General features: G+C 72.2%; 20 protein-coding genes. 11 read left to right on the plus strand and 9 right to left on the minus strand.

All coding sequences use genetic code 11. The features are described from left to right. Window positions 1–6 precede the first annotated feature (6 nt). The 4 genes from D8Y23_RS00125 to D8Y23_RS00140 all read left to right on the plus strand — a co-directional run bounded on the left by D8Y23_RS00125 (window position 7) and on the right by D8Y23_RS00140 (window position 5,835). The gene (locus D8Y23_RS00125; protein ID WP_128216149.1) at window positions 7–1,029 is read left to right on the plus strand and encodes a carbohydrate ABC transporter permease; all 1,023 of its coding nucleotides are present in this window, start codon (window positions 7–9) and stop codon (window positions 1,027–1,029) included. After that, complete coding sequence (locus tag D8Y23_RS00130; protein ID WP_128216150.1) at window positions 1,026–1,913, plus strand: carbohydrate ABC transporter permease; 888 nt, start codon at window positions 1,026–1,028, stop codon at window positions 1,911–1,913. Before D8Y23_RS00125 ends, D8Y23_RS00130 begins: the two co-directional genes overlap by 4 nt. Before the next feature lie 5 nt (window positions 1,914–1,918). Further along, complete coding sequence (locus D8Y23_RS00135; RefSeq protein WP_205796667.1) at window positions 1,919–4,237, plus strand: beta-glucosidase; 2,319 nt, start codon at window positions 1,919–1,921, stop codon at window positions 4,235–4,237. Between the two features lie 125 nt (window positions 4,238–4,362). Beyond that, window positions 4,363–5,835, plus strand: coding sequence for a deoxyguanosinetriphosphate triphosphohydrolase family protein (locus D8Y23_RS00140; RefSeq protein ID WP_128216151.1), 1,473 nt, complete (start codon window positions 4,363–4,365; stop codon window positions 5,833–5,835). Between the two features lie 287 nt (window positions 5,836–6,122). On the opposite strand, the gene araA is transcribed toward D8Y23_RS00140, so the two are convergent. From araA to D8Y23_RS00160, 4 genes are all read right to left on the minus strand, one after another. Further along, the gene (araA, locus tag D8Y23_RS00145) at window positions 6,123–7,634 is read right to left on the minus strand and encodes an L-arabinose isomerase (protein ID WP_128216152.1); all 1,512 of its coding nucleotides are present in this window, start codon (window positions 7,632–7,634) and stop codon (window positions 6,123–6,125) included. A gap of 20 nt (window positions 7,635–7,654) precedes the next feature. Further along, entirely contained in the window at window positions 7,655–9,226 is a 1,572-nt protein-coding gene (locus D8Y23_RS00150) for a xylulokinase (protein WP_128216153.1), read from the minus strand. Further along, complete coding sequence (locus D8Y23_RS00155; protein ID WP_128216154.1) at window positions 9,223–9,939, minus strand: L-ribulose-5-phosphate 4-epimerase; 717 nt, start codon at window positions 9,937–9,939, stop codon at window positions 9,223–9,225. The genes D8Y23_RS00150 and D8Y23_RS00155 overlap by 4 nt, the downstream gene beginning before the upstream one ends. A 218-nt stretch (window positions 9,940–10,157) precedes the next feature. After that, the gene (locus tag D8Y23_RS00160; protein WP_128216155.1) at window positions 10,158–11,126 is read right to left on the minus strand and encodes a LacI family DNA-binding transcriptional regulator; all 969 of its coding nucleotides are present in this window, start codon (window positions 11,124–11,126) and stop codon (window positions 10,158–10,160) included. Between the two features lie 65 nt (window positions 11,127–11,191). Here D8Y23_RS00160 and D8Y23_RS00165 point away from each other — a divergent pair, with 65 nt between their 5' ends. Beyond that, window positions 11,192–11,950, plus strand: coding sequence for a hypothetical protein (locus D8Y23_RS00165; RefSeq protein ID WP_128216156.1), 759 nt, complete (start codon window positions 11,192–11,194; stop codon window positions 11,948–11,950). Window positions 11,951–12,023: 73 nt separating this feature from the next. Here D8Y23_RS00165 and xylB read toward each other — a convergent pair whose 3' ends face one another. Then, the gene (gene xylB / locus D8Y23_RS00170) at window positions 12,024–13,415 is read right to left on the minus strand and encodes a xylulokinase (protein ID WP_128216157.1); all 1,392 of its coding nucleotides are present in this window, start codon (window positions 13,413–13,415) and stop codon (window positions 12,024–12,026) included. A 229-nt stretch (window positions 13,416–13,644) separates the two neighbouring features. Next, window positions 13,645–14,832: a xylose isomerase gene (gene xylA / locus D8Y23_RS00175; RefSeq protein WP_128216158.1), complete on the minus strand. Its 1,188-nt coding sequence runs from the start codon at window positions 14,830–14,832 to the stop codon at window positions 13,645–13,647. 78 nt (window positions 14,833–14,910) lie between these two features. Between xylA and D8Y23_RS00180 the strand changes: the two genes are divergently transcribed. Both D8Y23_RS00180 and D8Y23_RS00185 read left to right on the plus strand, forming a co-directional pair. Beyond that, window positions 14,911–15,114, plus strand: coding sequence for a DUF2191 domain-containing protein (locus tag D8Y23_RS00180; RefSeq protein ID WP_128216159.1), 204 nt, complete (start codon window positions 14,911–14,913; stop codon window positions 15,112–15,114). Then, complete coding sequence (locus tag D8Y23_RS00185) at window positions 15,111–15,524, plus strand: PIN domain-containing protein (protein WP_128216160.1); 414 nt, start codon at window positions 15,111–15,113, stop codon at window positions 15,522–15,524. The genes D8Y23_RS00180 and D8Y23_RS00185 overlap by 4 nt, the downstream gene beginning before the upstream one ends. A 9-nt stretch (window positions 15,525–15,533) precedes the next feature. Here the strand turns inward: D8Y23_RS00185 and D8Y23_RS00190 are convergent, their stop codons facing one another. Both D8Y23_RS00190 and D8Y23_RS00195 read right to left on the minus strand, forming a co-directional pair. Next, window positions 15,534–16,430, minus strand: coding sequence for an esterase/lipase family protein (locus D8Y23_RS00190; protein ID WP_128216161.1), 897 nt, complete (start codon window positions 16,428–16,430; stop codon window positions 15,534–15,536). Window positions 16,431–16,584: 154 nt separating this feature from the next. Next, complete coding sequence (locus tag D8Y23_RS00195; RefSeq protein ID WP_128216162.1) at window positions 16,585–17,070, minus strand: glutathione peroxidase; 486 nt, start codon at window positions 17,068–17,070, stop codon at window positions 16,585–16,587. A 132-nt stretch (window positions 17,071–17,202) separates the two neighbouring features. On the opposite strand from D8Y23_RS00195, the gene D8Y23_RS00200 reads away from it, so the two are divergent. From D8Y23_RS00200 to D8Y23_RS00210, 3 genes are all read left to right on the plus strand, one after another. After that, window positions 17,203–18,360, plus strand: coding sequence for an ROK family transcriptional regulator (locus tag D8Y23_RS00200; RefSeq protein ID WP_128216163.1), 1,158 nt, complete (start codon window positions 17,203–17,205; stop codon window positions 18,358–18,360). A gap of 43 nt (window positions 18,361–18,403) precedes the next feature. Beyond that, the gene (locus D8Y23_RS00205) at window positions 18,404–19,657 is read left to right on the plus strand and encodes a D-arabinono-1,4-lactone oxidase (RefSeq protein ID WP_164878082.1); all 1,254 of its coding nucleotides are present in this window, start codon (window positions 18,404–18,406) and stop codon (window positions 19,655–19,657) included. A 152-nt stretch (window positions 19,658–19,809) separates the two neighbouring features. Continuing rightward, window positions 19,810–20,958 (plus strand): nucleotidyltransferase family protein, encoded by a 1,149-nt coding sequence (locus D8Y23_RS00210; protein ID WP_128216165.1) that lies wholly within the window; start codon window positions 19,810–19,812, stop codon window positions 20,956–20,958. A 4-nt stretch (window positions 20,959–20,962) separates the two neighbouring features. On the opposite strand, the gene D8Y23_RS00215 is transcribed toward D8Y23_RS00210, so the two are convergent. Next, window positions 20,963–22,282 (minus strand): O-antigen ligase family protein, encoded by a 1,320-nt coding sequence (locus tag D8Y23_RS00215; protein ID WP_128216166.1) that lies wholly within the window; start codon window positions 22,280–22,282, stop codon window positions 20,963–20,965. Between the two features lie 31 nt (window positions 22,283–22,313). On the opposite strand from D8Y23_RS00215, the gene D8Y23_RS00220 reads away from it, so the two are divergent. After that, entirely contained in the window at window positions 22,314–23,750 is a 1,437-nt protein-coding gene (locus D8Y23_RS00220) for a lipopolysaccharide biosynthesis protein (protein ID WP_128216167.1), read from the plus strand. Window positions 23,751–23,816 lie beyond the last annotated feature (66 nt).

Here is a 23,816-nt window from a genome sequence, read left to right on the forward strand (position 1 = left end):
ATCGACATGACCACCGTGCGTCATCCCGTCGCCACCGCGTCGGACGACGCCGCCGGTCGTCGCCTGGCCGAGGAGGGCGCCACGCGCTCCTCCTCGGCCGGGCGGTCGCCCGTGCGGCGGCGCCGCGAGAACTGGAAGATCCGCGGCGAACTCGCGATCCTCCTGGGCCCGGCCCTGGTGGTGTTCGTCTCGTTCGTCATCCTGCCCGTCGTCCTGGCCGCCTTTTACGGCTTCTACAGCTGGTCGGGCTTCGGCACGCCGACGGACTTCGTCGGCTTCCGCAACTACATCACGATCCTCACCGACCCGGCCTTCCACGAGGCCCTCGGCCACAACGCGTTCATCGTCGTCGGCTCCCTCATCCTGCAGGGGCCGCTCGCGCTGGGGCTCGCGCTGCTGCTGAACCGCAAGATGCGCTTGCAGTCGCTCATCCGCGTGCTGATCTTCGTGCCCTACGTCATCTCCGAGGTCGTCGTCGGCCTCGGCTGGGGCCTCATGCTCCAGTCCGGCGGCGCGCTCAACGGCGCCCTGGACAAGATCGGGCTCGGCGCCCTCCGCTCCGACTGGATCTCCGACCCGGCGCTGGCGATCTGGACGCTGCTGATCATCATCACCTGGAAGTACATCGGCTTCGCCGTCATCCTCTTCCTCGCCGGCCTCCAGGGCATCCCCGAGGAGCTGTCCGAAGCGGCGGCGATCGACGGTGCCTCGTACTGGCAGATCCAGCGCCACATCGTCCTCCCCCTCATGGGGCCGACGATCCGCATCTGGGCGTTCCTGTCGATCATCGGGTCGCTGCAACTGTTCGACCTCGTCTGGATCATCTGGGGCCAGTACGTCGCCTCGACGGCCGGCACCTCCACGATGGCCACCTACATGGTCGCCAACGGCCGCAACGCCGGCAGCTACGGATACGGCAGCGCCGTGGCCGTGGTGATGTTCCTCATCTCGCTCACCGTCGCCCTGGTCTACCAGCGCTTCGTGCTCCGCCGCGACACCGCCGGCGCCATCACGGGAGGCACCAAATGACCGCCACCGCCACCCTCGTCGCCCCCCGGGCGGCGAAGAAGCCGCCGCACCGCGCCGCGGCCGGACGCAGCCGCGCCTCCTCGGCGGTCGTCGGGTTCGTCGCCCTGGTGCTCATCGCCCTGATGCTCGGCCCGGTGATCTACATCATCCTCGGCGGGTTCCGCTCCAACTCCGAGATCACGGTCGACCCCTCCGGCTTCCCCACGCGCTGGAACTGGGAGAACTACACCGAAGTGCTGGCGAGCGGCACGTTCTGGGGCCAGGTCGCCAACTCCACGATCGCCGCCGTCGCGACGACGCTGTTCGTGGTGGCCCTCGGTCTCATGGCGGCGTACGCGCTCTCCCGGTACAGCTTCCGCGGCCGCGGGGCGCTCTACGCCCTCTTCACCGCAGGGCTGATGTTCCCCATGACGGTGGCCATCACGCCGCTGTACATCCTCGTGCGCAACCTCGGCCTGATGAACTCGCTCGCGGGCGTCATCCTGCCGCAGATCGCGTTCGCTTTGCCGATCACCGTGATCATCCTGTCGCCGTTCCTCGCCGCGATCCCGCGGGAGCTGCAGGAGGCCGCCTCGATCGACGGGCTCGGACGCCTCGGGTTCTTCTGGCGCATGGTGCTGCCGCTCGCCGTCCCCGCGGTGGTGACGGTCGGCATCCTCGCCTTCGTCAACAGCTGGAACTCGTACATGCTCCCGCTGTTCATTCTCAACAACGAAGCGGCGTACACCCTGCCCCTCGGGACGCAGGCGTTCGCGTCGCAGTACTCCGTCGACACCGCGCGGGTTCTCGCGTTCACCTCGCTGTCGATGATCCCCGCTCTGGTGTTCTTCAGCCTGTTCGAGCGTCGGATCGTCGGCGGCCTCACCGGCGCCGTGAAGGGCTGATCCGCATGACCATCCAGAAGACCGACGTCGGCATGCCCCTGACCTCGGGCGTCTCGCCGCGGGTGCAGGCGCTCGTCGCCGAGATGACCCTCGACGAGAAGCTCGCGCAGCTCGTGGGGTACTGGGTCGACCAGGGCGACGAGGTGGTCGCGCCCATGTCGGGCGAGAAGGTCACCTCGACCGATTACGCGGATGCCACGGCGCACGGCCTCGGCCACCTCACGCGCGTCTACGGCACGCGCCCGGTCGACCCGATCGAGCGCGCGGAATGGCTGTGGGGCGAACAGCGCCGCCTCAAGAACGAGACGCGTCTCGGCATCCCCGCCCTCGTCCACGAGGAGTGCCTCACCGGTTTCGCGGCGTGGAAGGCCGCGACCTTCCCGACGCCGCTCGCGTGGGGCGCCTCGTTCGACCCGGAGACCGTCGAGCTCGTGGCATCCGCGATCGGGCGCTCCATGCGCGAGGTCGGCGTGCACCAGGGCCTGGCGCCCGTGCTCGATGTGGTCCGCGATGCGCGGTGGGGCCGGGTCGACGAGTGCATCGCCGAGGACCCCTACGTCGTCGCAACGATCGGCACCGCGTACGTCCGCGGTCTGCAGTCGGCAGGGGTCCACGCGACGCTGAAGCACTTCGTCGGGTACTCGGGCTCGCGCGCGGGCCGCAACCACGCCCCCGTCCACGCGGGCCCCCGCGAAGTGCAGGACGTGTTCCTGCCGCCGTTCGAGATGGCGGTGCGCGACGGCGGAGTGCGCTCGGTGATGAACTCCTACGCCGAGATCGACGGTGTGCCGGTCGCCGCGTCGAGCGAACTGCTCACCGACCTGCTGCGTCGGCGCTGGGGCTTCGACGGCACCGTCGTGTCGGACTACTTCGCCGTGGACTTCCTCCGCTCGATGCACGGTGTCGCCGCGACGCCCGGCGATGCCGCGCAGCTCGCGATCGAGGCCGGGATCGACGTCGAGCTCCCCGGGGCCGACGCGTATCCGCACCTCGCGGCGCGCGTCGCATCCGGGGATCTTCCCGAGGCCGTCGTCGACCGCGCGGTCGCGCGCGTGCTCGCCGAGAAGGAGGACCTGGGCCTGCTGGATGCCGATTTCTCCACGCCCCCGCAGAGCGTCGACCTCGACGACGCCGAGCACCGGGCACTGGCCTACCGTCTCGCGCTGGAGAGCGCCGTACTGCTGCGCAACGACGGGGTGCTGCCTCTGAGCGCGGAACCCGGACGCATCGCGGTGATCGGCCCCAACGGCGACAGCGCCGAGGCGCTGATGGGCTGCTACTCGTTCGCGAACCACGTCCTCGCCCACCACCCGGGCACGCCGATGGGCTTCGACATCCCGACCGTGCGCGAGGCGCTCGCGCAGCGGTTCCCCGATGTCGTACAGGCCGACGGCGTCGCGGTCGAGGGGACGGATGCCGGCGGCATCGCCGCCGCGGTCGAGATCGCCCGGTCCGCCGAGGTCGCCGTGGTCGTCGTGGGCGACCGCGCGGGCCTGTTCGGACGCGGCACCGTCGGCGAAGGCAACGACGCCGACTCGCTCGAACTCCCGGGCCTGCAGCGCCGCCTCGTGGAGGAGATCGTCGCCACCGGCACCCCCGTGGTGATGGTGCTGCTCACCGGGCGCCCCTACGCGATCGGCTGGGCGCTGGACGAGGCGTCGGGCCCCGCCGCCGTCGTGCAGGCGTTCTTCCCGGGCGAAGAGGGCGGGCCCGCGCTGGCCGCGCTCCTCGCCGGGGATGCCAGCCCCTCGGGGCGACTCCCGGTCTCGCTCCCCCGGTCGGCCGGCGCGCAGCCGTACTCGTACCTGCACCCGATCCTCGGGGGCGCCACGGAAGTGACGAGCACCGACCCGACGCCGGTCCGGCCGTTCGGGTTCGGCCTGTCGTACACGACGTTCACGCGCACCGGCCTCGAGGTCGACTCGGCATCCGACTCCCCCGTCGAGGTCCGCGCGGGCGATGCGTTCTGCGCCCGCGTGCGCGTGACGAACACGGGTGAGCACCGCGGTGCCGACGTCGTCCAGGTGTACGCGCACCGGGCGGTCGCGAGCGTGACGCGCCCCGTCGCGCAGCTCGTCGCCTACGCCCGCGTGGAGCTCGAGCCGGGTGAGAGCGCCGACGTGCGATTCACGATCCCCGCCTCGCGCCTCGCGTACAGCGACCGGACCCTCCGCCGCGTCGTCGAGCCCGGCGACGTCGAGCTGCGCGTCGGCCCGTCGTGTGCCGACGTGGACGAGACCGTGACGCTGCGGCTGACCGGCCCGACGTACGAGCTGACGCCCGAGGACGCCCGCGTCGTCGGCGTCGAGGTGCGCCGGGGCTGACCCGGGCTCCCCTCGTCCCACCCCTCTCGAGTGTCCAAGACACGCCGTTCGCGACCCCGCGGTCACGGCGTGTCTTGGACACTCGTCTTTCTGCCGCGGCACGCGGCGGCGGATAGCGTGGACGGATGACGCTCTCCCCGGCCTCCCGCGTGTACGACGAACGCGACGTCAGCGGCACCGACCCGTGGTCGATCGACCTCGAGCGCATCCAGTTCTCGCCGTACTTCTCCCGCTTGTCGGCGGTGACGCAGGTGGTGTCGCCGTCGATCTCGGGCGCCCCCGTGCACAACCGCCTCACGCACACGCTCAAGGTCAGCGCGATCGCCCGGGTCGTCGCGCTGCAGCTGAACACCCGCGCCGGCCGCGACGTGTGCAACCCCACCGTCGTCGAGGCCGCGGCCTACGCGCACGACCTCGGCCACCCGCCGTTCGGGCACCTCGGCGAGACGACACTCGACCGGCTGGCCCGGACCGAGCTGGGCCTGTCCGACGGATTCGAGGGCAACGCCCAGACGTATCGCATCCTCACCGCGCTCGACGTCGTCGAGAACGCTCCGCGCGGGCTGAACCTCACCGCCGCGGTGCGCGCCGCGTCGGCGAAGTACCCGTGGTCGCCGGCGGTGTCCGCGGCCGAGATCGAGCGGATCGGGCCGCCCCGTGGCATCCGTCGCGCTCCCGACGGCGCCTACCGCGTGCACAAGTACTCCGTGTACGACCTCGACCTCGACGACCTCGACCGGGCACGGGAGGGAGTGGATGCCGAGCCCCTGCGGCAGACGATCGAGGGCGCCGTCATGGACCTCGCCGACGACATCGCGTACTCGGTGCATGACGTCGACGACTTCTACCGCGCCGGCATCCTCGACCACGCCCCGATCGCGGCGGAGTTCCGCGGTTGGCTCGACGACGTGATCGAGTGGCGCTCGCGCGACGACGCGGAGGTGCGCGCCGAGCTCGTGCCCGGTGCCGCGCTCGAGCGCCTGCGCCGGAAGATGCGCCGCGACGACCCGTGGATCGCGGATGACGAAGCGTTCCTCGCCGCGGTGAGCGACGTGGATGCCGAGATGGTCACCGACCTGCTCGCCCGCCCGTTCGACGGGTCGCTGACGGCCGAGCGGAGGCTGGCATCCTTCACCGATCGGTGGATCCGCCGATTCCAGGAGTCCGCGCAGCTGCGGCCGCTCGACACCCCGCGCTCGGGACCGGTGGCGCTCTCACCGTCGGCGTGGCACCACGTCGAGGTGCTGAAGTTCGTGCACAAGCGGTTCGTGTTGAGCCGCCCCGACCTGGCGATCCAGCAGCGCGGCATGAGCCGCATCCTCGCCCGGTCGGTGCGGGCGCTCGGGGAGTGGCTGGACGACGACCTCGACCGCGCGCGCACTCCGCGTCGCCTCCGCGAGCTCATCGCGCTCGCCCGCGAGCAGTACGCCGCTCTCCCCGCCGACCGCCGACCGTCGGATGCCGAGGCCGAGACGCTCGCGCGCTCCCGCGGAATCGTGGACTACGTGGCATCCCTCACCGACGGCCAGGCGTTCACGCTGTCCGAGGCCATCTCCGGTCGCGCCGACCGCCTGTGGTCGCTGGGTCAGCGGCTGTAGCGCAGCGCTCTTGCACGTTGGGGCGTCCCACGTGGCCCCGGGGCCACGTCTGTCGCCCCGGGGCCATGTGCGACGCCGCTCCGGACGCACGAATGCCCCGGATCCGCGGGCGGCCCACCACCGACGCGGATCCGGGGCACGCTTCGTGCGCCGGAGAACCGGAGCACGGTTCGTGGCCCCGGGGCCACATCTGTCGCCCCGGGGCCACGGGACGCGCCCCGAACGACCGGGACGCGTACGTGCCGCACCGCCCCGGGGCCGGCGAAGGGCACCCGGGGCGGCGGGGGTCAGATGCCCTGGGCCAGGCGGTAGTACGCCTGGTTCCAGCGCAGCTCGCTCTGGAAGCCGCGGACAGTGGTGTCCTCGTCGATGACGACGAGCTCGGTCTTTGCGATCTCGGCGAAGTCGCGGAACACCTCGATGCCCACGGCCGTCGTCATGACGGTGTGGTGCGCGGCGCCGGCGGCGAGCCAGCACGCGGCCGACGTCGCGAAGTCGGGCGCCGGCTTCCACACGGCGCGGCCGACGGGGAGCTTCGGCAGGTCGGGGGCCTCGACGTTCTCCACGACGTTCGCGGTGAGGCGGAACCGGTCGCGCATGTCGCTCAGCGCGACGACGAGGGCGGGGCCCGGGTCGGCGGTGAAGACGAGGCGCACGGGGTCTTCCTTACCGCCGATGCCGAGCTCGTGGATCTCCAGGCGCGGCTTGCTCGTCGTCAGCGACGGCGAGACCTCGAGCATGTGGGCGCCGAGGATGCGCTCGTTGCCGGGGACGAGGTCGTAGGTGTAGTCCTCCATGAGCGACGCGCCGCCGGCCAGGCCCGCGCCCATGACGTTCGCGACGCGCACGAGGATCGCGGTCTTCCAGTCGCCCTCGGCGCCGAAGCCGTAGCCCTCGGCCATGAGGCGCTGCACCGCGAGACCCGGGAGCTGCTTCAGCGCGCCCAGGTCTTCGAACGACGTGGTGAAGGCGCCGAAGCCGCCCTCCTCCAGGAACGAGCGGAGGCCCAGCTCGATCGCGGCGCCGTCGCGCAGCGACTGGTGGCGCGCGCCGCCGGGGAGCAGCTCGTCCACGACGTCGTAGCTGTCGATGTACTCCTGCACGAGCGCGTCGATCTCGGCATCCGTGGCCTTCTCGACGGCCTCGACGAGCTCGTTGACGCCCCACGTGTTGACCTGCACACCGAAGCGCAGCTCGGCCTCGGTCTTGTCGCCCTCGGTGACGGCGACGAAGCGCATGTTGTCGCCGAAGCGCGCGAGCTTGAGGGTGCGGGCGGCGGTCCAGCCGGCGGCGGCGCGCTCCCAGTCCTCGATCTGCTGGCGGACGGCGGGGTTCGACACGTGGCCGACGACCGTCTTGCGGGCGACGCCGAGGCGGGTCTGGATGTACCCGAACTCGCGGTCGCCGTGGGCGGCCTGGTTGAGGTTCATGAAGTCGAAGTCGATGTCGTTCCACGGCAGCTCGACGTTGGCCTGCGTGTGGAGGTGCAGCAGCGGCTTCTGCAGGGCGTCGAGCCCGGCGATCCACATCTTCGCGGGGCTGAAGGTGTGCATCCACGCGATGACGCCGATGACATCGTCGCGGCCGTTGACCTCGAGGGCCATGCGGCGGATGCTGTCGGAGTCCTTCAGCACCGGCTTCCAGACGACCTTCACGGGAAGGCCGTCGAGCCCGGCGACGACGCCCTGCGACTGCTCGGCGACCTGCTGCAGGGTCTCTTCGCCGTAGAGGTTCTGGCTGCCGGTGACGAACCAGACCTCGTAGCCGTCGAGGTCGTTCTTCAGGGGAGTGCGGGTCATGACTGTTCCTTTTCGGGTGTTCAGAGGGATGCCACGGCGGCCGCCTCGACGGCGAGTCCGGCGCGGTAGCGGTCGAGGTAGGAGGTGAACCCGGCGACGTCGGCCGCGTCGGGGTCGGCGGTGACGATCGGCGCGTCGGCGAAGACGGCCTCGGCGAGGTACGTGTCGAGGCCGCGGCCCGCGCCGTCGGCGACGTACGCCGCGAGCACGGCCATGCCCCACGCCCCGCCCTCGGACGCCGTCTCGGCGACCGCGACGGGGGCGTCGAGCGCCGCCGCGAGGAAGCGCTGCGCCACCCCGGCGGTGCGGAACATGCCGCCGTGCGCGTACATCTTGTCGAGCCCGACGCCCTCGCGGTGGAGGACGTCCATGCCGAGCGCGAGCGTCCCGAACACGCCGTAGAGCTGCGCGCGCATGAAATTCGGCAGCGTCAGGCGGCTGTCGGGGGTGCGGACGACGAGCGGACGCCCCTCGTCGAGCCCCGCGATCGGCTCCCCGGCGAGGTGGTTGTACGCGAGCAGTCCGCCCGCGTCGGCCTCGCCCTCCAGCGCCGCGGCGAAGAGCGCCGCGTACGTGGCATCCGGGGTCGCGGGGGTGCCGGCCGCGACGGAGAACGCGGTGAACATGTTCGCCCACGCTGCCAGTTCGCTCGCACCGTTGTTGCAGTGCACCATCGCCACGGCGTCGCCCGAGGGCGTCGTCACGAGGTCGAGCTCGTGGTGCACCTCGGTCAACGGCCGCTCCAGCACGACCATCGCGAAGATGCTCGTGCCGGCGCTGACGTTGCCCGTGCGCGGAGCGACCGCACCGGTGGCGACCATGCCGGTTCCGGCGTCGCCCTCGGGAGGTGCGAACGGGATGCCGGGACGCAGGGCGCCCGTCGGGTCGAGCAGGGCCGCACCGGCCTCCGTCAGTTCCCCGGCCGCGGCCCCGGCGACGAGCACCTCGGGCAGCAGGTCGGCGAGCGCGGGGACGCGTCCGGCGGCCAGGCCGTCGTAGCGCGCGACCAGCTCGGCGTCGTAGTCGCGGGTCGCGGAGTCGATCGGGAACACCCCCGACGCGTCGCCGACGCCGAGCACCTTCTCGCCGGTGAGCTTCCAGTGGACGAACCCGGCCAGCGTGGTGAGGAAGCGGATCTCGGGCACGTGGGGCTCGGCATCCACGACCGCCTGGTGCAGGTGCGCGATCGACCAGCGGAGCGGGATGTTCACGCCCAGGAGCTCGGTGAGCTCGGCCGCCGCGACACCGGTGTTGGTGTTTCGCCATGTGCGGAAGGGGGCGAGCAGCTCCCCGTCGGCGTCGAACGCGAGATAGCCGTGCATCATCGCCGACACGCCCATCGCGGCGTACCGCTCGGGGGTGACGCCGTGCTTCTGCTGCACGTCGGCGACGAGGTCGGCGTACGCGGCGCGGAGCCCCGACCACACGGCATCCAGGGAGTAGGTCCACAGCTTGTCGGCGTAGACGTTCTCCCACTCGTGGGAGCCGACCGCGAGCACCTCGGCGTCGGGGCCGATCAGGCACGCCTTGATGCGGGTCGAGCCGAGCTCGATGCCGAGACTCGCCCGACCTTCGGTGATGTGCGCGTTCATCGGCGGTCGTCCGTGCTCTGTCCGTAGACGTTCTGGTAGCGGTTGTAGAGGGCGTCGATCTTGTCCTGCGGGATCGGGATGAGGGGGCCGGCCTCGCGCGCGATGTGCACGGTGCGGGCGACGTCCTCGAGCATGACGGCGGCCTTCACGGCATCCTTCGCGTTCGTGCCGATCGTGAAGGGACCGTGGTTCTGCATGATCACGCCGCGCGAGCGGTGTCCGCGGAGGGTCTCGACGATGCCGCGGCCGATCGAGTCGTCGCCGATGATCGCGAAAGGTCCGACCGGGATGGGGCCGCCGAACTCGTCGGCCATGGCGGTGATGACGCAGGGGATCTCCTCGCCGCGGGCCGCCCACGCGACGCCGTAGGTGGAGTGGGTGTGCACGACACCGCCGACCTCGGGCATGTTGCGGTAGACGTACGCGTGCGCCGCGGTGTCGCTGGAGGGGCTGCGCTCGGAGCCGGGGGTGCCGGGGATCGCGTTGCCGTCGAGGTCGCAAAGGATCATGTTCGCAGGCGACAGGTCGTCGTACGAGACGCCGGAAGGCTTGATGACGAACAGCTCGGCCCCGGGGACACGGCCCGAGACGTTGCCGCCGGTCCAGACGATCAGGTTGTAGCGCACGAGCTCGGCGTGCAGTTTCGCGACGTCGGCGCGGACGGCATCGATCGCCTCCTGCACCTCGGGCGTGAACGTGACGGCATCGGACACGCGGGGTCTCCTTCGACTCTGTCGGTGGCGGGTTGCTTGCTCATGTTACCGGTAACATCGCGCGTTGGCGAGGGGCGGATGCCACTGCCTCGGGGCGTGCGCGTGCCGAACTCCGGAGATTTCGAGCGGGAGCATCCGTGACCCACACAACTCCGGCAGAACCGGACCGGGGATGCCNCGATCGCCGGAGTTGTGCCCGGCGCCGACCCGGCCGCGCCTCAGCGCGGGGCGGCGGTCGACGCCCGCGGCACCAGAACCGGGTCAGCGGGCGGGGCCGCGTCCTCGCCCAGCACCCGCGCCACGGCCTCGGCTGCCTCGCCCTCGACGTCGAGGCGCACCGTGGTGAGAGCGGGCGTGTAGAAGGCGGCATCCGGGTTGTCGTCGAAACCGGCGACCGAGACATCGGCCGGAACCGACAGGCCGCGCGCGGCGAGCCCGGCCACGAGTCCGAGAGCCATCTGGTCGTTGGCGACGGCCACCGCGGTGGCGCCTTCCCGCACGGCGCGGGCGACGGCGTCCGCAAGGGCGGAACCGGAGGCGGCGCTCCAGTCCCCCTCGACGCGCCCGACCTGCTCGAGGCGCCGACGGTCCACGGCGTCGGCGACACCGCCCGTGCGCGCGAGGGCTTCGCGCCAGTCCGCGGGGCCGGCGACCTCGATGACGCGGCGATGTCCGAGGTCGGCGAGATGATCCACGACGAGGGCGGCCGCGTCGCGTTGGCGGATCCCCGACTCGCCGTACAGCGGCACCAGCGGCACGTCGTACCCCTCGAGAGGAGTGGCTCCGTGAGCGGCGACGAGCACGATCCCGTCGACCCCCTGGTCGAGCAGGTGCCGCACGGCGGCGTCGATGTCGGCGGGGTCGTCCGAGTCCGTGTACGCGGTCGTGATCCACCGCCCGCGCGTCCGCGCCGCCCGTTCCAGCGCCGCGATGCCCGCCGACGGCCCGTGCAGGACGGCATCGGATGCCACGACCCCGACAGTCCGGGTGAGGCTAGTGCCGAGGGCCCGCGCGGCGTTGTTGACGCGGTAGTCCAGCGCCGCGACCGCCGCGAGGACGCGCTCGCGGGTGGCATCCCGGATGCCGGGGTAGCCGTTCAGCACGCGCGAGACGGTCTGCGTCGAGACGCCCGCGGCGTCGGCGACATCGCGCATCCCGATGCGTTTGCCCCCGCCGTCGCCGCTCATGGTCCCTCACAGTAGCGGCGCGCAACCCCCTCGGCGTGCCCCCGGCGACACGGTGCGATGGCGGCATGACCTCGGCCCCCGGCATCCCGCGTCCGTCGCGCACGCCCGTCTCCGGAACGATCGGGAGCGTCCTCGGGCTCGCGTTCGCCGCGGCTCAGCGCCTGCGGCACCCGCGGCCGATCCACAGCCGCGGCGTGGTGCTGAGCGGGACGATCCGGTGGATTCCGGATGCCACACCCGCGGGCATCGCCTTCATCGACGACCCCGCGGAGCCCCGCCCCCTGCTGGCCCGCGTGTCGAGGTCGGTCGGGCTCCCCGCGCCGCTCCCCGACATCCTGGGGCTCGCGCTGCGGGTCGACGACTCCGACATCGAGTTCGCCTCGGCCGGGTGGGGCGTGCCGGGACGCTTCGCGCTGCTCCCCCGCCGGCGAGCGGAGCGCGCGAGCTTCGGCATCCTGCTGCCGTATCGCGGGGCGCACGGTCCGGTGATGCTCGGCGCCCGCACCGTCTCGGGGCGCCCACCCGCCACGGATCCGCGAGCGCTCACGGGTCCTGACGTCGGCGCCGTCTGGACGCTCGAGCTCTCGCACGCGACGCCGTGGGGGCCGTGGCATCCCTTCGCGCTGGTCGAGCTGCGCCTCGACCCCGATCCGGACGACCGCCGTCTGCGCTTCGACGCCGTGCGACGCCCCCTGCCGGGTGCCCGGGCCTACGCGTGGGTGCGGGCGGCGCGCCAGCCGTCGTACGTCCGGGTGCAGCACGACGCGCCGCCGCCGCGGGCTGCACCCGACGCGGGCGCGCCAGCCGAGACTGCACGCGCCTGACCAACCGGCTGCAGGCTGCAACCACGATGTCAGCCCGCTGCAGTCTCGCGGCCGGCAACGCCGGAGCGCGGCCTCACTCCCGCGCGCGGAGCGCGGCGATAGCGTCGTAGCGGGCGCGGATTCCGGGGCGGAAGTCCGGGGCGACGGCCCGGGCCGTCGCGACGGTCCAGTCCACCGGACCACCCGCGAGCACACCCGCGGCCTGGCGCGCGGCGCCCAGCGCAACATACTCGCCCGCGGCGGGCACGACTATCTCGGCGTCGAACACCTGCGCGGCGATCCGCGCGACGGCCTCGTTCGCGGCTGCACCGCCGATGAGCAGCACGCGCCGCACCTCGACACCCTGCGCCTGGATCGCTTCGAGCCCCACGGCCAGACCGCTCAGCATCCCCTCGATCGCCGCGCGGGCGAAATTCGGGCGGGTCGTGGATGCCAGGGTCAAACCCGTCAGCGAGGCCTGAGCGTGCGGCAGATTGGGCGTTCGCTCGCCCTCGAACCACGGCACGAGCACGACGCCGTCGGCGCCCGGCTCGGCCTGCAGCGCCAGCGCGCCGAGCTCGTCGTGCGAGACGGCGAGGAGCCCCGCGAACGCGTCGAGCACGCGGGCGGCGTTGAGCGTCGCGACGAGCGGGAGGAACCGGCCCGTGGCGTCCGCGAACCCGGCAACCGCGCCGGAGGTGTCGCGGACGACGTGATCGGTCACGGCGAACACCGTCCCGGAGGTGCCGAGCGAGACCACCACGTCGCCGACACCCGCGCCCAGGCCGAGCGCCGCACCGGCGTTGTCGCCGGCGCCGGGCCCGACGTGGGCACCACCCGGCAGCGTACCGGCGCTCTCCCACGGCTCGAGCACGCGCGGAAGCACGGCGTCGTGACCGAGCGCCCGCACGAGCAGCTCCCGGTCGTATCCGTCGGCGCCCCAGTACGCGGTGCCGGAGGCGTCCGAGCGGTCGGTCGTCAGCTCGGCGAAGTCGGCGTTGCCCGGGCCGAAGCCGCGGAGCCGCCACGTGAGCCAATCGTGCGGCAGCGCCACCGCGGCGACGCGCGCCGCGTTCTCCGGCTCGGCATCCCACAGCCAGCGGAGTTTCGTGGCGGTGAAGGATGCCACGGGCACGACGCCCGTGCGTTCGGCGTACGCCTCCGCGCCCACCTCGGCGATGAGATCGGCCGCGGCCTGCGCCGACCGGGTGTCGTTCCACAGCAGAGCGTCCCGGATGACCCGCCCTTCGGCATCGAGGGCGACCATGCCGTGCTGCTGTCCCGCGATCGAGACCGCCGCGACGTCGTCGAGTCCGCCCGCCTGCGCGATGGCATCCTGCAGCGCGATCCACCACGCCTCGGGGTCGACCGAGGTTCCCGCCGGATGCGTCGCGCGCCCCTCGCGGATCACGCGACCGGCCTCGGCGTCGACGACGACGACCTTGCACGACTGCGTCGACGAATCGACGCCCATGACGAGCGCCATGCTCACTCCTTCTGTTCGCGCCGCCCGGCCCGGGCCCGGCGCCTCGTTCTCCCGCCGCCCCGACGGGTCGGCGCCCCACCACCGTTCAGTGTCCAAGACACGCGGGCCATTCACGACCGCATCCGCGTGTCTTGGACACTCAACGCTGAGGAATGGGGCCTGGATGCCATGGCATCCAGGCCCCGCCCTGCGGGGGTCGGGAGCGCCCCACGCGCCCCCTCCCGCGGACTCAGCGTGCGCCGAGTAGGTGCTCCGTCGCGAGCTGCTGCAGACGGACGAAGCCGAAGCCCTTGCCGCCGAGGTACGCGTCGGTGTCGAAGTCCTCGTACGCCGAGCGGTCGGCGAGCAGGTCGTCGTACGACTCGCCCTCGTTCAGCGTCGGCTGGGCGAGCTCGAGGACCTTGGCGGCCTCCAGGGCCTCCTGCACCTCGGGGTCGGCGCGGAAGGCCGCGGCGCGCTCCTTGAGCAGCAGGTAGGTGTTCATGTTGGCCGAGACGGAGTCCCAGACGCCCGACTCGTCCTCGGTGCGCGAGGGCTTGTAGTCGAAGTGGCGGGGACCGTCGTAGGCGGGACCGCCGCCGGGGCCGCCGTTCTCCAGCAGGTCGACGAGCGCGAAGGCGTTGTGCAGGTCGCCATGGCCGAACACGAGGTCCTGGTCGTACTTGATGCCCCGCTGGCCGTTGAGGTCGATGTGGTAGAGCTTGCCGTGGTAGAGCGCCTGCGCGATGCCGGCGGCGAAGTTCAACCCGGCCATCTGCTCGTGGCCGACCTCGGGGTTGAGCCCGACGAGCTCGGGACGCTCGAGCGAGTCGATGAACGCCAGGGCGTGACCGAGAGTCGGCAGCAGGATGTCGCCGCGGGGCTCGTTCGGCTTCGGCTCGATGGCGAAGCGGATGTCGTAGCCCTTGTCGGTGACGTAGTCGCCGAGGAGGTTGACGGCCTCGCGGTAGCGCTCGAGCGCCTGGCGGATGTCCTTCGCGGAGTCGTACTCGGCGCCCTCGCGGCCACCCCACATGACGAACGTCTTCGCGCCGAGTTCGGCGGCGAGGTCGAGGTTGCGCAGGACCTTGCGCAGGGCGAAGCGACGCACCTGGCGGTCGTTGGAGGTGAAGCCGCCGTCCTTGAAGACCGGGGCCGAGAAGAGGTTGGTGGTGACCATCGGGGTGATGATGCCCGTGGCATCCATCGCGCCCTTCAGGCGGTCGATCTGCGTCTGTCGCTCGGCGTCGGTGGAGCCGAAGGCGAACAGGTCGTCGTCGTGGAACGTCAGGCCGTAGGCGCCGAGTTCGGCGAGCTTCTCGACGACATGGACGACGTCGAGGGGCTTGCGGGTGGGTCCGCCGAACGGGTCGGTGCCGTTGTAGCCGACGGTCCAGAGGCCGAACGAGAACTTGTCGTCACGGGTGGGGGTGGGCATTCCTGCTCCTTCGCATGGATGCGCACGGTGGTTCGCCGCCGCACGAGGTTTTGTTGGTTCTCACAACATATACCCGGGATGCCACGGCGTCCAGCCCTCGGCGGCCGACTCATCGAACGCGCGCGCATCCTGACCGGTGAGCCTTCCAACCGCGCGGTGCTCGACCTCGCTCTGCGTCGGCTGATCGCCTCGAAGCAGAAGGACGCGATGATCGCCGGAATCGCCGGCCTCACCGACCTCGAGGCCGAACTGGACTCACCCGTCACCGCTCCGGCCCCGTGACGGACTACCTGGTCGACAACTCGGTCTGGGCACGCTTGGCTTCGGGCGACCCCGCGATCCGGACGCGGCTCGATAAGGTCGCCCGGTCATCGTCGGACCTCTTCGTCACGTGCCCTCCCCAGGTGTTGGAGTTCTGCCACAGGGCCCGTTCGCCCGAGGAGCATGCGCACCACCTCGAGCAGATATCGCTCGGCTTCCCGCTCGAACGCGCACCCGACGAGTCACTCGCCGTCGGCATCCAATCCGCTCTGTGGAATGCCGGACGCGTACGCGCTGCGGGCGCGGTGGACATTCTGATCGCCGCGTATGCGATAGCCAACGACGCGACCATTCTCAGCGCCGACCACGACTTCGACCACATCGCCTCCGTGAGCGACCTGGCTCACGAGTTCGTCGCCCCGACGCCCTGACGCCCCGCGTCAGAGCCCGAGCGCTGCGTCCACGACCGCGAACACCTCGGGGTCCCACGTCAGCGCCCGCTCCCACGGCAGGCCGAAGCCGTCCGCGAAGAAAATGCTGTGCACGTGCTCGGGGAACGAGTGCCGCTCGACCTCGGGCAGCACTCCGAGGGGCACCTCGTCCGCGCGCCCGCTCGTCATCGAGACGAGGCCGTCGTGCGGCCAGAGCTGGACCGGCGCGGTCGCCGCGGCGAAGTAGCCCGCGCCGATCGCGGTCACCGGGATGCCGTCCAGCACCCCCGCCTGCGCGTCGTTCCAGCCGCGCAGGAACCGCCGCGACACTTCGGCCGCGGCCCCCTGGGAGTTCGCGTCGGCGTAGGGGCGCGCCTCGGCGAAGATCTGCAGCGTGGCCGGGTCGCCGTGCGCGTCGTCCTCGGATATCTCGCCGTCGAGGAGGTCGCCGAGCACCGACCCGTCCCACGGGGTGCCGAGCGTCACGAGGCGCTCGATCCGCGGGCCGTCGCCGCCCAGCTCCCGGATCGCGGCGCGCGAGAACAGCCCGCCCATCGAATGGCCGACGAGCGCGACGCTCTCCACGCCCTCCTCCGCAGCGAGGTGCCGCAAGAACCCGGCGAGCGCGACGCCGGCGTCGTCGACACGGCCGACGGCGTTGATCGTGAGCTCGGCCGGCAGCACCACCGGCACGTCGGAGAAGCCCTGCCATCCGGCATCCTCCCGCACCTCTCCGACACCGATGCGGGCGGGAGCCGTGAAGACCCGGATGCCACGGTCGAGGACGTGCGCGCGGAGGGCGGTCATCGTGTTGCCCGCCGCGAGGCCGGTCGCCGCGGCGTTCCGCGGGTCGGTGTACGGGGTGACGGCGGCTCCACCGGAGACGAGGACGACGGCATCGACCATGGGGCGCCTTTCGGGTTCGGGTGCGCGCTCAGACTATCGAGGCGCCGCGCCCGCCGCGGTTGCCGTTCAGTGTCCAAGACACGCGGATGCCACGGCGTGCGGTCCGCGTGTCTTGGACACCGAAACCGCGAAGCGGCGTCCACCGCGCCGCGCGTCAGTTCGGCAGCGCGTCCTCGATCGCGGCGACGACCTCGGGGGCGTCGGGCTGGGTGCGCGGGCTGAAGCGCACGACCCGACCGTCGGGGAACACCACGAACTTCTCGAAGTTCCACGAGATGCGGCCCTTCTTGCCCTCGGCATCCGCGGTCTGGGTGAGCTCCTGGTAGAGCGGGTGGGCGTGGCGCCCGTTCACCTTGACCTTCTCGGACATCGGGAAGGTCACGCCCCACGTCGCCGAGCAGTACTCCGCGATCTTCTCTTCGTCGCTGAGTTCCTGCAGGAACTGGTTGCTGGGGAAGCCGATCACGGTGAAACCGCGGTCGGCGTACTTCTTGTGCAGCGCCTCGAGCGCTTCGTACTGCGGCGCGAGGCCGCAGCGCGAGGCGACGTTGACGACGAGCGCGGCCTTGCCCTCGGTGAGGGCACCGAAGGTGGTCTGTTCGCCACGGATGGTGGTGATCGGGATGCCGGACAGGTCCATGCTCCGATTCTGGCACCGGGTGCTCTGCGTGGGCTTCGTCCCCCCGATGAACGCGATCCGCGGCGTGGATCGCGTTCATCGCGACGGCGGCGCCGCGCAGCAACGACCCCGACGCCGTGGCACAGTGGTCGGATGGTCACCGCGAGCAGAGGCGACGGCATGCGCCGCGCCAACCTCGCGCTCGTGCTGCGTACCGTCCATCGCGAGGGACCGCGCTCGCGCGCCGCCCTCACCGAGGCGACGGGCCTGAACCGCTCGACGATCGCCGATCTGGTGGGCGAGCTCGTCAGCGACGGTCTCGTCGTCGAACGCGCTCCCGACCCCGTGGGACGCGTCGGCCGCCCCTCGCCGACCGTCGCCCCCGACCCGCGCGTCGTCGCGATCGGCGTCAACCCCGAGGTCGATGCGCTCGACATCGGCGCCTTCGCCCTCGACGGCACCCCGGTGGCGCGCGAACGGCTCCCCCAGACCGCCCTGCTCACCCCGGAGCGCACGGCCGCACTGGTGGGCGAGCGACTCGCCGCGTGGGACCGCGGCCCCCTCCGCGGGCGTCGCACGGTGGGCGTGGGCGTCGCGGTGCCCGGCCCCGTCCGCGCCGCCGACGGTCTGGTCCGCATCGCCCCGCACCTGGAGTGGACGGATGCCGCGATCGGCACCCTCGTCATGGAAGAGACGGGTCTGCCGGCTCGCGTGGGCAACGACGCCGCGCTCGGCGCGCTGGCGGAGTACCTCTTCGGCGCCGCCCGCGGCGCGCACGACGTCGTCTACCTCAACGGGGGCGCGAGCGGCATCGGCGGAGCGGTCATCGTCGGCGGGGTGCCCCTCGGCGGGGCCGGCGGGTACGCGGGCGAGTTCGGGCAGAACCGTCCCGGGATCGTGGATGCCGCCGACCGCCGCGCCGCCGACGGTGTGCTCGAGGACGAGGTGAGCCGCGCCCGCCTCCTCGCCGCCCTGCACCTCGACGCCGTCGACGACACCGCCCTCGCCGAGGCTCTGGCATCCGCGGACGACGCGGGCGTCCGGGCCGAGGTGGCACGCCAGCGGCGCATCCTCGCCACGGCGCTCGCGAACGCCGCGAACGTTCTGAACCCCGCCGTCATCGTGCTCGGCGGTTTCCTCGCGACCCTCGCCGCCGTGGATCACGAAGGTCTCGACGCGGCGGTGCGCGCCCAGACTATGCCCGCGTGCGCCGAGGATCTGCGACTGCGCGTCGCCGAGCTGGGCGAGAACCGTCTGCTCGTGGGGGCTGCCGAGGCGGTCTTCGAGGCGGAGCTCTTCCCCGCGCCGTGATCCTCCGGCCCGGGCCGGACCCGCGGCAGGCAGGATGGACCCCATGACCCACACCCGCTCCTCCGGTACGAACTGGTCGGGAAACCACCGCTACCGCGCCGCCGAGACCCTGCTGCCCGCCGACTTCGACGAGCTCTCGGCCGCCGTCACCGGAGCGACGTCGCTCCGCGTCCAGGCGACGCGGCACACGTTCAACGACATCGGCGACACCGACGCGACGCTGCTCTCGCTCGAGGGCATGCCCGTCCGGATCGAGATCGACGGCGACCGCGTCCGCGTCGAGGGCCTCGTCACGTTCGCACAGCTCGCGCCCGTGCTCGAAGCCGAGGGCCGCGCGCTCCACAACCTCGGCTCGCTCCCGCACATCTCGGTCGCGGGGGCGGCCGCGACCGGCACCCACGGCTCCGGCACGGCGAACGGCAACCTCCCCAGCGCCGTGACGGCCCTGGAGATCATGGATGCCGACGGCCACACGCATCACATCGATCGCGATCACGCGTGGTTCCCGGCGGCCGCTCTCGGCCTCGGCGCCTTCGGTGTGGTCACGGCCGTCGAGCTGCGGACGGTCCCGACCTACAGCGTGACGGCCGAGGCGTACACGGGCGTCGCGTGGGACGACATCGTGGCCGACCCGCGACGCCTCTTCGCGAGCGCCCGCAGCGTCAGCGTCTTCACGACGTGGGGCGACCCCGCCCACGACCTCGTGTGGATCAAGTCGACGGATGCCGACGCGGAACCCGGGTACGTGACCGACCTGGGTGGGCGCCCGATCGGCGACGACCTGCACCTCGGACGCATCCGCACGGTCGGCAACACCACCGAGCGCGGAACGCCCGGGCCGTGGCACACGCGCCTGCCGCACTTCCGCGCCGAGGCTCTGCCGAGCGACGGCGACGAGATCCAGTCCGAGTACTTCGTCCCCCTGGACGCCGCGACCGAGGCGCTCGCGGCCGTGCGGGCCGTGGCATCCACGATCGACCCGGTCCTGCTCGTGACGGAGCTGCGGACGGTCGCGGCCGACGACCTGTGGCTGAGCCCGGCGTATCAGCGCGACGTGCTCGCGATCCACTTCACGTGGCGCAACGACAACGCCGGGGTGGCCCAGGTGCTGCCGACGGTCGAGGCGGCGCTCGCCCCCTTCGACGTTCGTCCGCACTGGGGCAAGGCGTTCACGATGCCCGGCGAGACGATCCGCGCGACGCTCCCCCACGCCGCCGACTTCGTCGCCGCGGCTCGGGATGCCGATCCGCGCGGCGTGTTCCGCAACGCGTTCCTCAGCCGCACGCTCGGGCTGTAACCGCCGCACCCGTCGTCGTGAGACGGCGGTCCGCGCGTGGCGACCACCCGGGTGAAGGAACGGGGCGCGAACGCGGCGTCGGCGGGCGCACGGTCTGTGCCGCGCGCACGGGAGGCCAGAGTGGTCGGGTTGTTCCTCACCCGAAAGGCCCCATGAGCGCTACGCCACCTGCCTCGGACGGCTGGGTCGCGATCGCGTTCGGAGCACTGGATGTGTCCGCGTCCGAGACGTTTCCCGACGGCGCCGAGGTGCTCGTCTTGCCCGCCGAGCCGGCCGAGCCGTTCTGTCTCACCGGCGACGGGGCACGGATGTGGCGGCGACTCGTCACCGCGGGGCCGGTCGCCCCGGCGGACGCCGACGAACGCGACATGCTCGAGGCGATGACCGCGCTCGCGATCGCCTCTCCCGACCCGGCGCATCCCGCCCGCATCCATCGCCTGCACCCCCCGCGATTGTCGTCGCCGATGCATGAACTGGCCTACGCGCTCACCGCGCGGCTCGCCTCCGGGCACGGCATCCCCGTCGTGTTCATCAAGGGGCCCGCATTGCACCACCAGGGGCTGCGCGAGCGCGAGCACTCCGGCGATGTCGATGTGTGGTGCGAGCCGCGTCGGTGGGACGACCTCGCCGCCGCGCTGACCAGCTGGGGGTGGAGCCGCGAGCCGGATCCGTGGCGCGGCACGTCGGTGCACCACACCGCGACGATGACCCCCGCCGAATGGGGGTGCGAGATCGACGTGCACCGCCGGGTGCCGGGCCTCACCCTCGACGACGCCGCGGCGTTCGACGCCGTCGCCCGCCGCACCGAGAGCGTGGTCTACGCCGGTGTCGACGTGGCCGTGCCCCGCCCCGAGGTCCACGCGGTACTGGCGGCCGTGCACGAGGTCCGACCCGAGATCGGGGCAGGTCCCCGCTCCGCGGCGGCCTCAGCGACCGCCGCGGCGCTGCTGAGCGCGGCGGCGGGCAGCGGCACGCGGGCCGTCGAGCTCGGTGCCGTGCCCGTCCTCGCGGCAGAGCTCGAGGGGGTGGTGTCCGCCGAACTGATCGCTCGACATCGCGACGACGCCCCGCGGGATTGGGCGTGGCGGGCCGAACCGAACCGCGCCCGTGCCTACTGGCGAGCGCTGCGCGGAGAGCCCCTCGTCACACGCGTGCGCGTCCTGTGGCGCTTCGTGTGGCCGCCGGACGACATCGCTCTGGCATCCGCCCGGCGCGCGGGCGATCCGGATGCGGGCCCCACCGTGGCCCGGTGGCGCCGACTCGGCCGGGGTCTTCGCAACCTCCGCACGCCGTCCCCCTGACGCGTCAGCCCCAGCGACCCCGGCGAGCGGCGCGTGTCGCCGGACCGGTCGGCTCGAGAGCGCTCCGCTCCCTGTCCAGCTGCCGCCGGGTGGCGAAGACGACCAGGGGGACGAGAGCGGATGCCGAGAGCGGCCCCCATCCCAGCAGCGGGAACGGTGTCTCGGTCGCGCCGATCGCCAGCAGACCGACGACGAACGCGATCCCCGCGACCGAGGACGACCGGGTCGGGTCCGCCGCGGCACCGAAGAGGGCGAACACGACGATGGCGAGCCAGGCCAGCAGGACGATGACGCCGCCCTGCACCAGCGTCGTGAGGACGAGGTTGTGCGCGTGACTGGCCGCGCTGGAGAGCACCTCGCGCAACACGGGGTAGTTGTCGGCGTACCAGTGAGCGCCGAGACCGAACAGTCCGTGATCGCCGAGAGCCTCGCGGTTGTAGATCCAGATCGCACCGCGGTACGTGAACGCCTCCGGGTCGGTCTCGGTGAACGGGATGCGGATCACCGCGACGAGCGCCACCACCGCCCCGACGACGCTGACGGCGACGAATCCGGCCCGCGGGAGCAGGCGGCTCAGCACCACAACGGCGAGCATGGCGCCCGCTCCCACGAGCGCCGTGCGCGAGGAGCTCAGCGCGAGCGCCCAGCCGACGACCAGCAGCAGCGGCCACCGGGCGAGGGCACGACGCACCAGGAAGATGCACGGCAGAGAGAGGGCGAGGAACATGCCGAAGGTGTTCGAGTGCGAGAAGATCCCGGCCAGGAGCGGCGCGCCCGTGAGCGACTTGTCGAACGTCCCCGTCCCGCCCGAGATGGTCACCACCGCGGGAGCGGCGTACATCGCCACGATCGATGCGGCAGCGACGACACCGCCGGTGTAGCCGAGCACGACGAGATCCTCAGGTTTCACCCGCACGCTCACCAAGAGCGCCCCTGCCGCCGCGGTCAGCAGCAGACCGAACGTCGGTGTCCGGCCGTGGACGAACTCGTTTGCCGCGAGCACCAGCCCCGGCAGCACGACCAGGAGCAGGCTCGGGCCCGACATCCGGGCGAAGAGCAGGACGAGCAGGACGGCAGCCGCCGCCACGGCCGGCACGAGGGCACTTCCGAGATCGTCGATCGCCGCCACGACGGGGTTCGTCGTGGTCTTCCCCTCCTTGTAATGCGATCGATCGGTCAGCACCGTCTCGACGAGCGGCCCGAGCAGCGAGAAGGCGGCGAGCAGCAGGACCGTGAGTCGCCGCGCGAAGAGGGAGTCGACTAACCCGGCACGGGGGACGGGCGACGCGACGGCGGGGTCGCGGGGACTGGCTAGCGTGCTCACGGCCGACACCGTACAACTCCCGGGGAGCGCGATGACCACGACCTCTGTCGTCGCCCCTCGGCGTCGCGGTGCCGCACTGCTGCTGGGCGCGCAGTGGATGCGCTACGTGTCGCAGCTGCTCGGCATGGTCGTGCTGGCCCGGCTCGTCAGCCCCGCCGAGTTCGGCGTGGTGGCGCTCGCCGCCACGCTGGCGGGCTTCGCGGCCGTGCTCGGCGATTTCGGACTCAGCATGGCGGCGCTGCGCGCCCCGACGCTGTCCGCGGCGCAGCGCACGCTGCTCTTCTGGACCAACACCGCCATCGGCATCCTCGCCACCGTCCTCGTGATCGCCGCGGCCCCGCCGTTCGCGGCCGTCTACGGCAACCCGTTCCTCGTCCCGGTGCTCGCCCTCCTCGCCCCGGCGTTCGCGCTGCGCTCGATGAGCGCCCAGTTCCGCGTCGAACTGAACCGCGCGGGACTCCTCGGTCGGCTCGCCGCGGCCGAACTCGCGGGCGATCTGACCGGGCTCGTCGCCGCGATCATTCTGGCCACCCTCGGCGGTGGCGCGCTCGCCCTCGCGTCGCAGGGAACGATCGCCGCCGGGCTCACGCTCGTGATCACGGCGATCCTGACGCCGTGGCGCCCGGGATGGCCCCGCCGCGGCGTCGACATGCGGGAGTTGCTGACCTTCGGGGGCCACACGTTCGTGGTGCACGCGCTGAACTACGTCTCCGGCGTCACGGGCACGCTCGCGGTGGGCAGGGTGGCGAACGAGAGCACCGTCGGTCTTTTCAGCCGGGCGACCCAGCTGGTGAATCTCCCGATCGATCAGCTCATCACGCCGCTCACGCGAGTCGTGATCCCGTCGCTGGTGGATGCCACCGGCGCACCGCTCCAGCAGCGACTGACCAAGTATCAGACCGTGCTGAGCTACCCCGTGCTGGCGTATCTCAGCCTCTTCGCCGTGACCGCGGAGCCGGCGATCCACGTCGTGTTCGGCGGGCGCTGGGACGACGCCGCGATCTACGTTCCCGTGCTCGCGGTCGGAGCCGTCTTCCAGACGCTCGGGTACCCGCAGTACTGGGCGTTCGTCGCCACGGGCCGATCCGACCTGCTGCTGTGGTGCGAGGCCACGGGGCGGATTCTCATGATCGTGCTCGTCGTGACCGCCGCCGGGCTCGGACCGTTCGCGATCACCGTCGCGATGTCGATCGGGCAGGTCGTCCTCTGGGGCGCCGCCTTCCTCCTGCTCCCGCGTGCCGGCGTGTCCTCCGTCGCGCTGCTCTCCGCCTCGGGGCGCCCCGTCACCGTCTTCGCGATCGCGGCGGGCGTGGCATCCCTCATCGATCTGTCGTTCTTCACCCCGCTCGACCCGCTCGCCCAGCTGCTCGCGACCGGTGGCGTGTGGGCGATCGTCGTGAGCGCGGCGCTCGCCCTGGTGGCGCGCCGCGACCTCCGCTCCCTGTGGGGCGCCGTACGCCGACGGTGAGCCGCCCGCCCCCGATCCGACGAGAAGATCCCATGCCGCGCACGCCTCGATCCCCCGGCGGTGACT

The organism is Microbacterium enclense, assembly GCF_004022425.1.
Taxonomy (GTDB): domain Bacteria; phylum Actinomycetota; class Actinomycetes; order Actinomycetales; family Microbacteriaceae; genus Microbacterium; species Microbacterium enclense_A.

Bases quoted from the DNA above. Each gene is read 5' to 3' on its own strand.
- D8Y23_RS00125 (WP_128216149.1), top strand. From the start codon at position 7: ATGACCACCGTGCGTCATCCCGTCGCCACCGCGTCGGACGACGCCGCC.
- D8Y23_RS00130 (WP_128216150.1), top strand. From the start codon at position 1,026: ATGACCGCCACCGCCACCCTCGTCGCCCCCCGGGCGGCGAAGAAGCCG.
- D8Y23_RS00135 (WP_205796667.1), top strand. From the start codon at position 1,919: ATGACCATCCAGAAGACCGACGTCGGCATGCCCCTGACCTCGGGCGTC.
- D8Y23_RS00140 (WP_128216151.1), top strand. From the start codon at position 4,363: ATGACGCTCTCCCCGGCCTCCCGCGTGTACGACGAACGCGACGTCAGC.
- araA (WP_128216152.1), bottom strand. From the start codon at position 7,634: ATGACCCGCACTCCCCTGAAGAACGACCTCGACGGCTACGAGGTCTGG.
- D8Y23_RS00150 (WP_128216153.1), bottom strand. From the start codon at position 9,226: ATGAACGCGCACATCACCGAAGGTCGGGCGAGTCTCGGCATCGAGCTC.
- D8Y23_RS00160 (WP_128216155.1), bottom strand. From the start codon at position 11,126: ATGAGCGGCGACGGCGGGGGCAAACGCATCGGGATGCGCGATGTCGCC.
- D8Y23_RS00165 (WP_128216156.1), top strand. From the start codon at position 11,192: ATGACCTCGGCCCCCGGCATCCCGCGTCCGTCGCGCACGCCCGTCTCC.
- xylB (WP_128216157.1), bottom strand. From the start codon at position 13,415: ATGGCGCTCGTCATGGGCGTCGATTCGTCGACGCAGTCGTGCAAGGTC.
- xylA (WP_128216158.1), bottom strand. From the start codon at position 14,832: ATGCCCACCCCCACCCGTGACGACAAGTTCTCGTTCGGCCTCTGGACC.
- D8Y23_RS00180 (WP_128216159.1), top strand. From the start codon at position 14,911: ATGCCACGGCGTCCAGCCCTCGGCGGCCGACTCATCGAACGCGCGCGC.
- D8Y23_RS00190 (WP_128216161.1), bottom strand. From the start codon at position 16,430: ATGGTCGATGCCGTCGTCCTCGTCTCCGGTGGAGCCGCCGTCACCCCG.
- D8Y23_RS00195 (WP_128216162.1), bottom strand. From the start codon at position 17,070: ATGGACCTGTCCGGCATCCCGATCACCACCATCCGTGGCGAACAGACC.
- D8Y23_RS00200 (WP_128216163.1), top strand. From the start codon at position 17,203: ATGGTCACCGCGAGCAGAGGCGACGGCATGCGCCGCGCCAACCTCGCG.
- D8Y23_RS00205 (WP_164878082.1), top strand. From the start codon at position 18,404: ATGACCCACACCCGCTCCTCCGGTACGAACTGGTCGGGAAACCACCGC.
- D8Y23_RS00210 (WP_128216165.1), top strand. From the start codon at position 19,810: ATGAGCGCTACGCCACCTGCCTCGGACGGCTGGGTCGCGATCGCGTTC.
- D8Y23_RS00220 (WP_128216167.1), top strand. From the start codon at position 22,314: ATGACCACGACCTCTGTCGTCGCCCCTCGGCGTCGCGGTGCCGCACTG.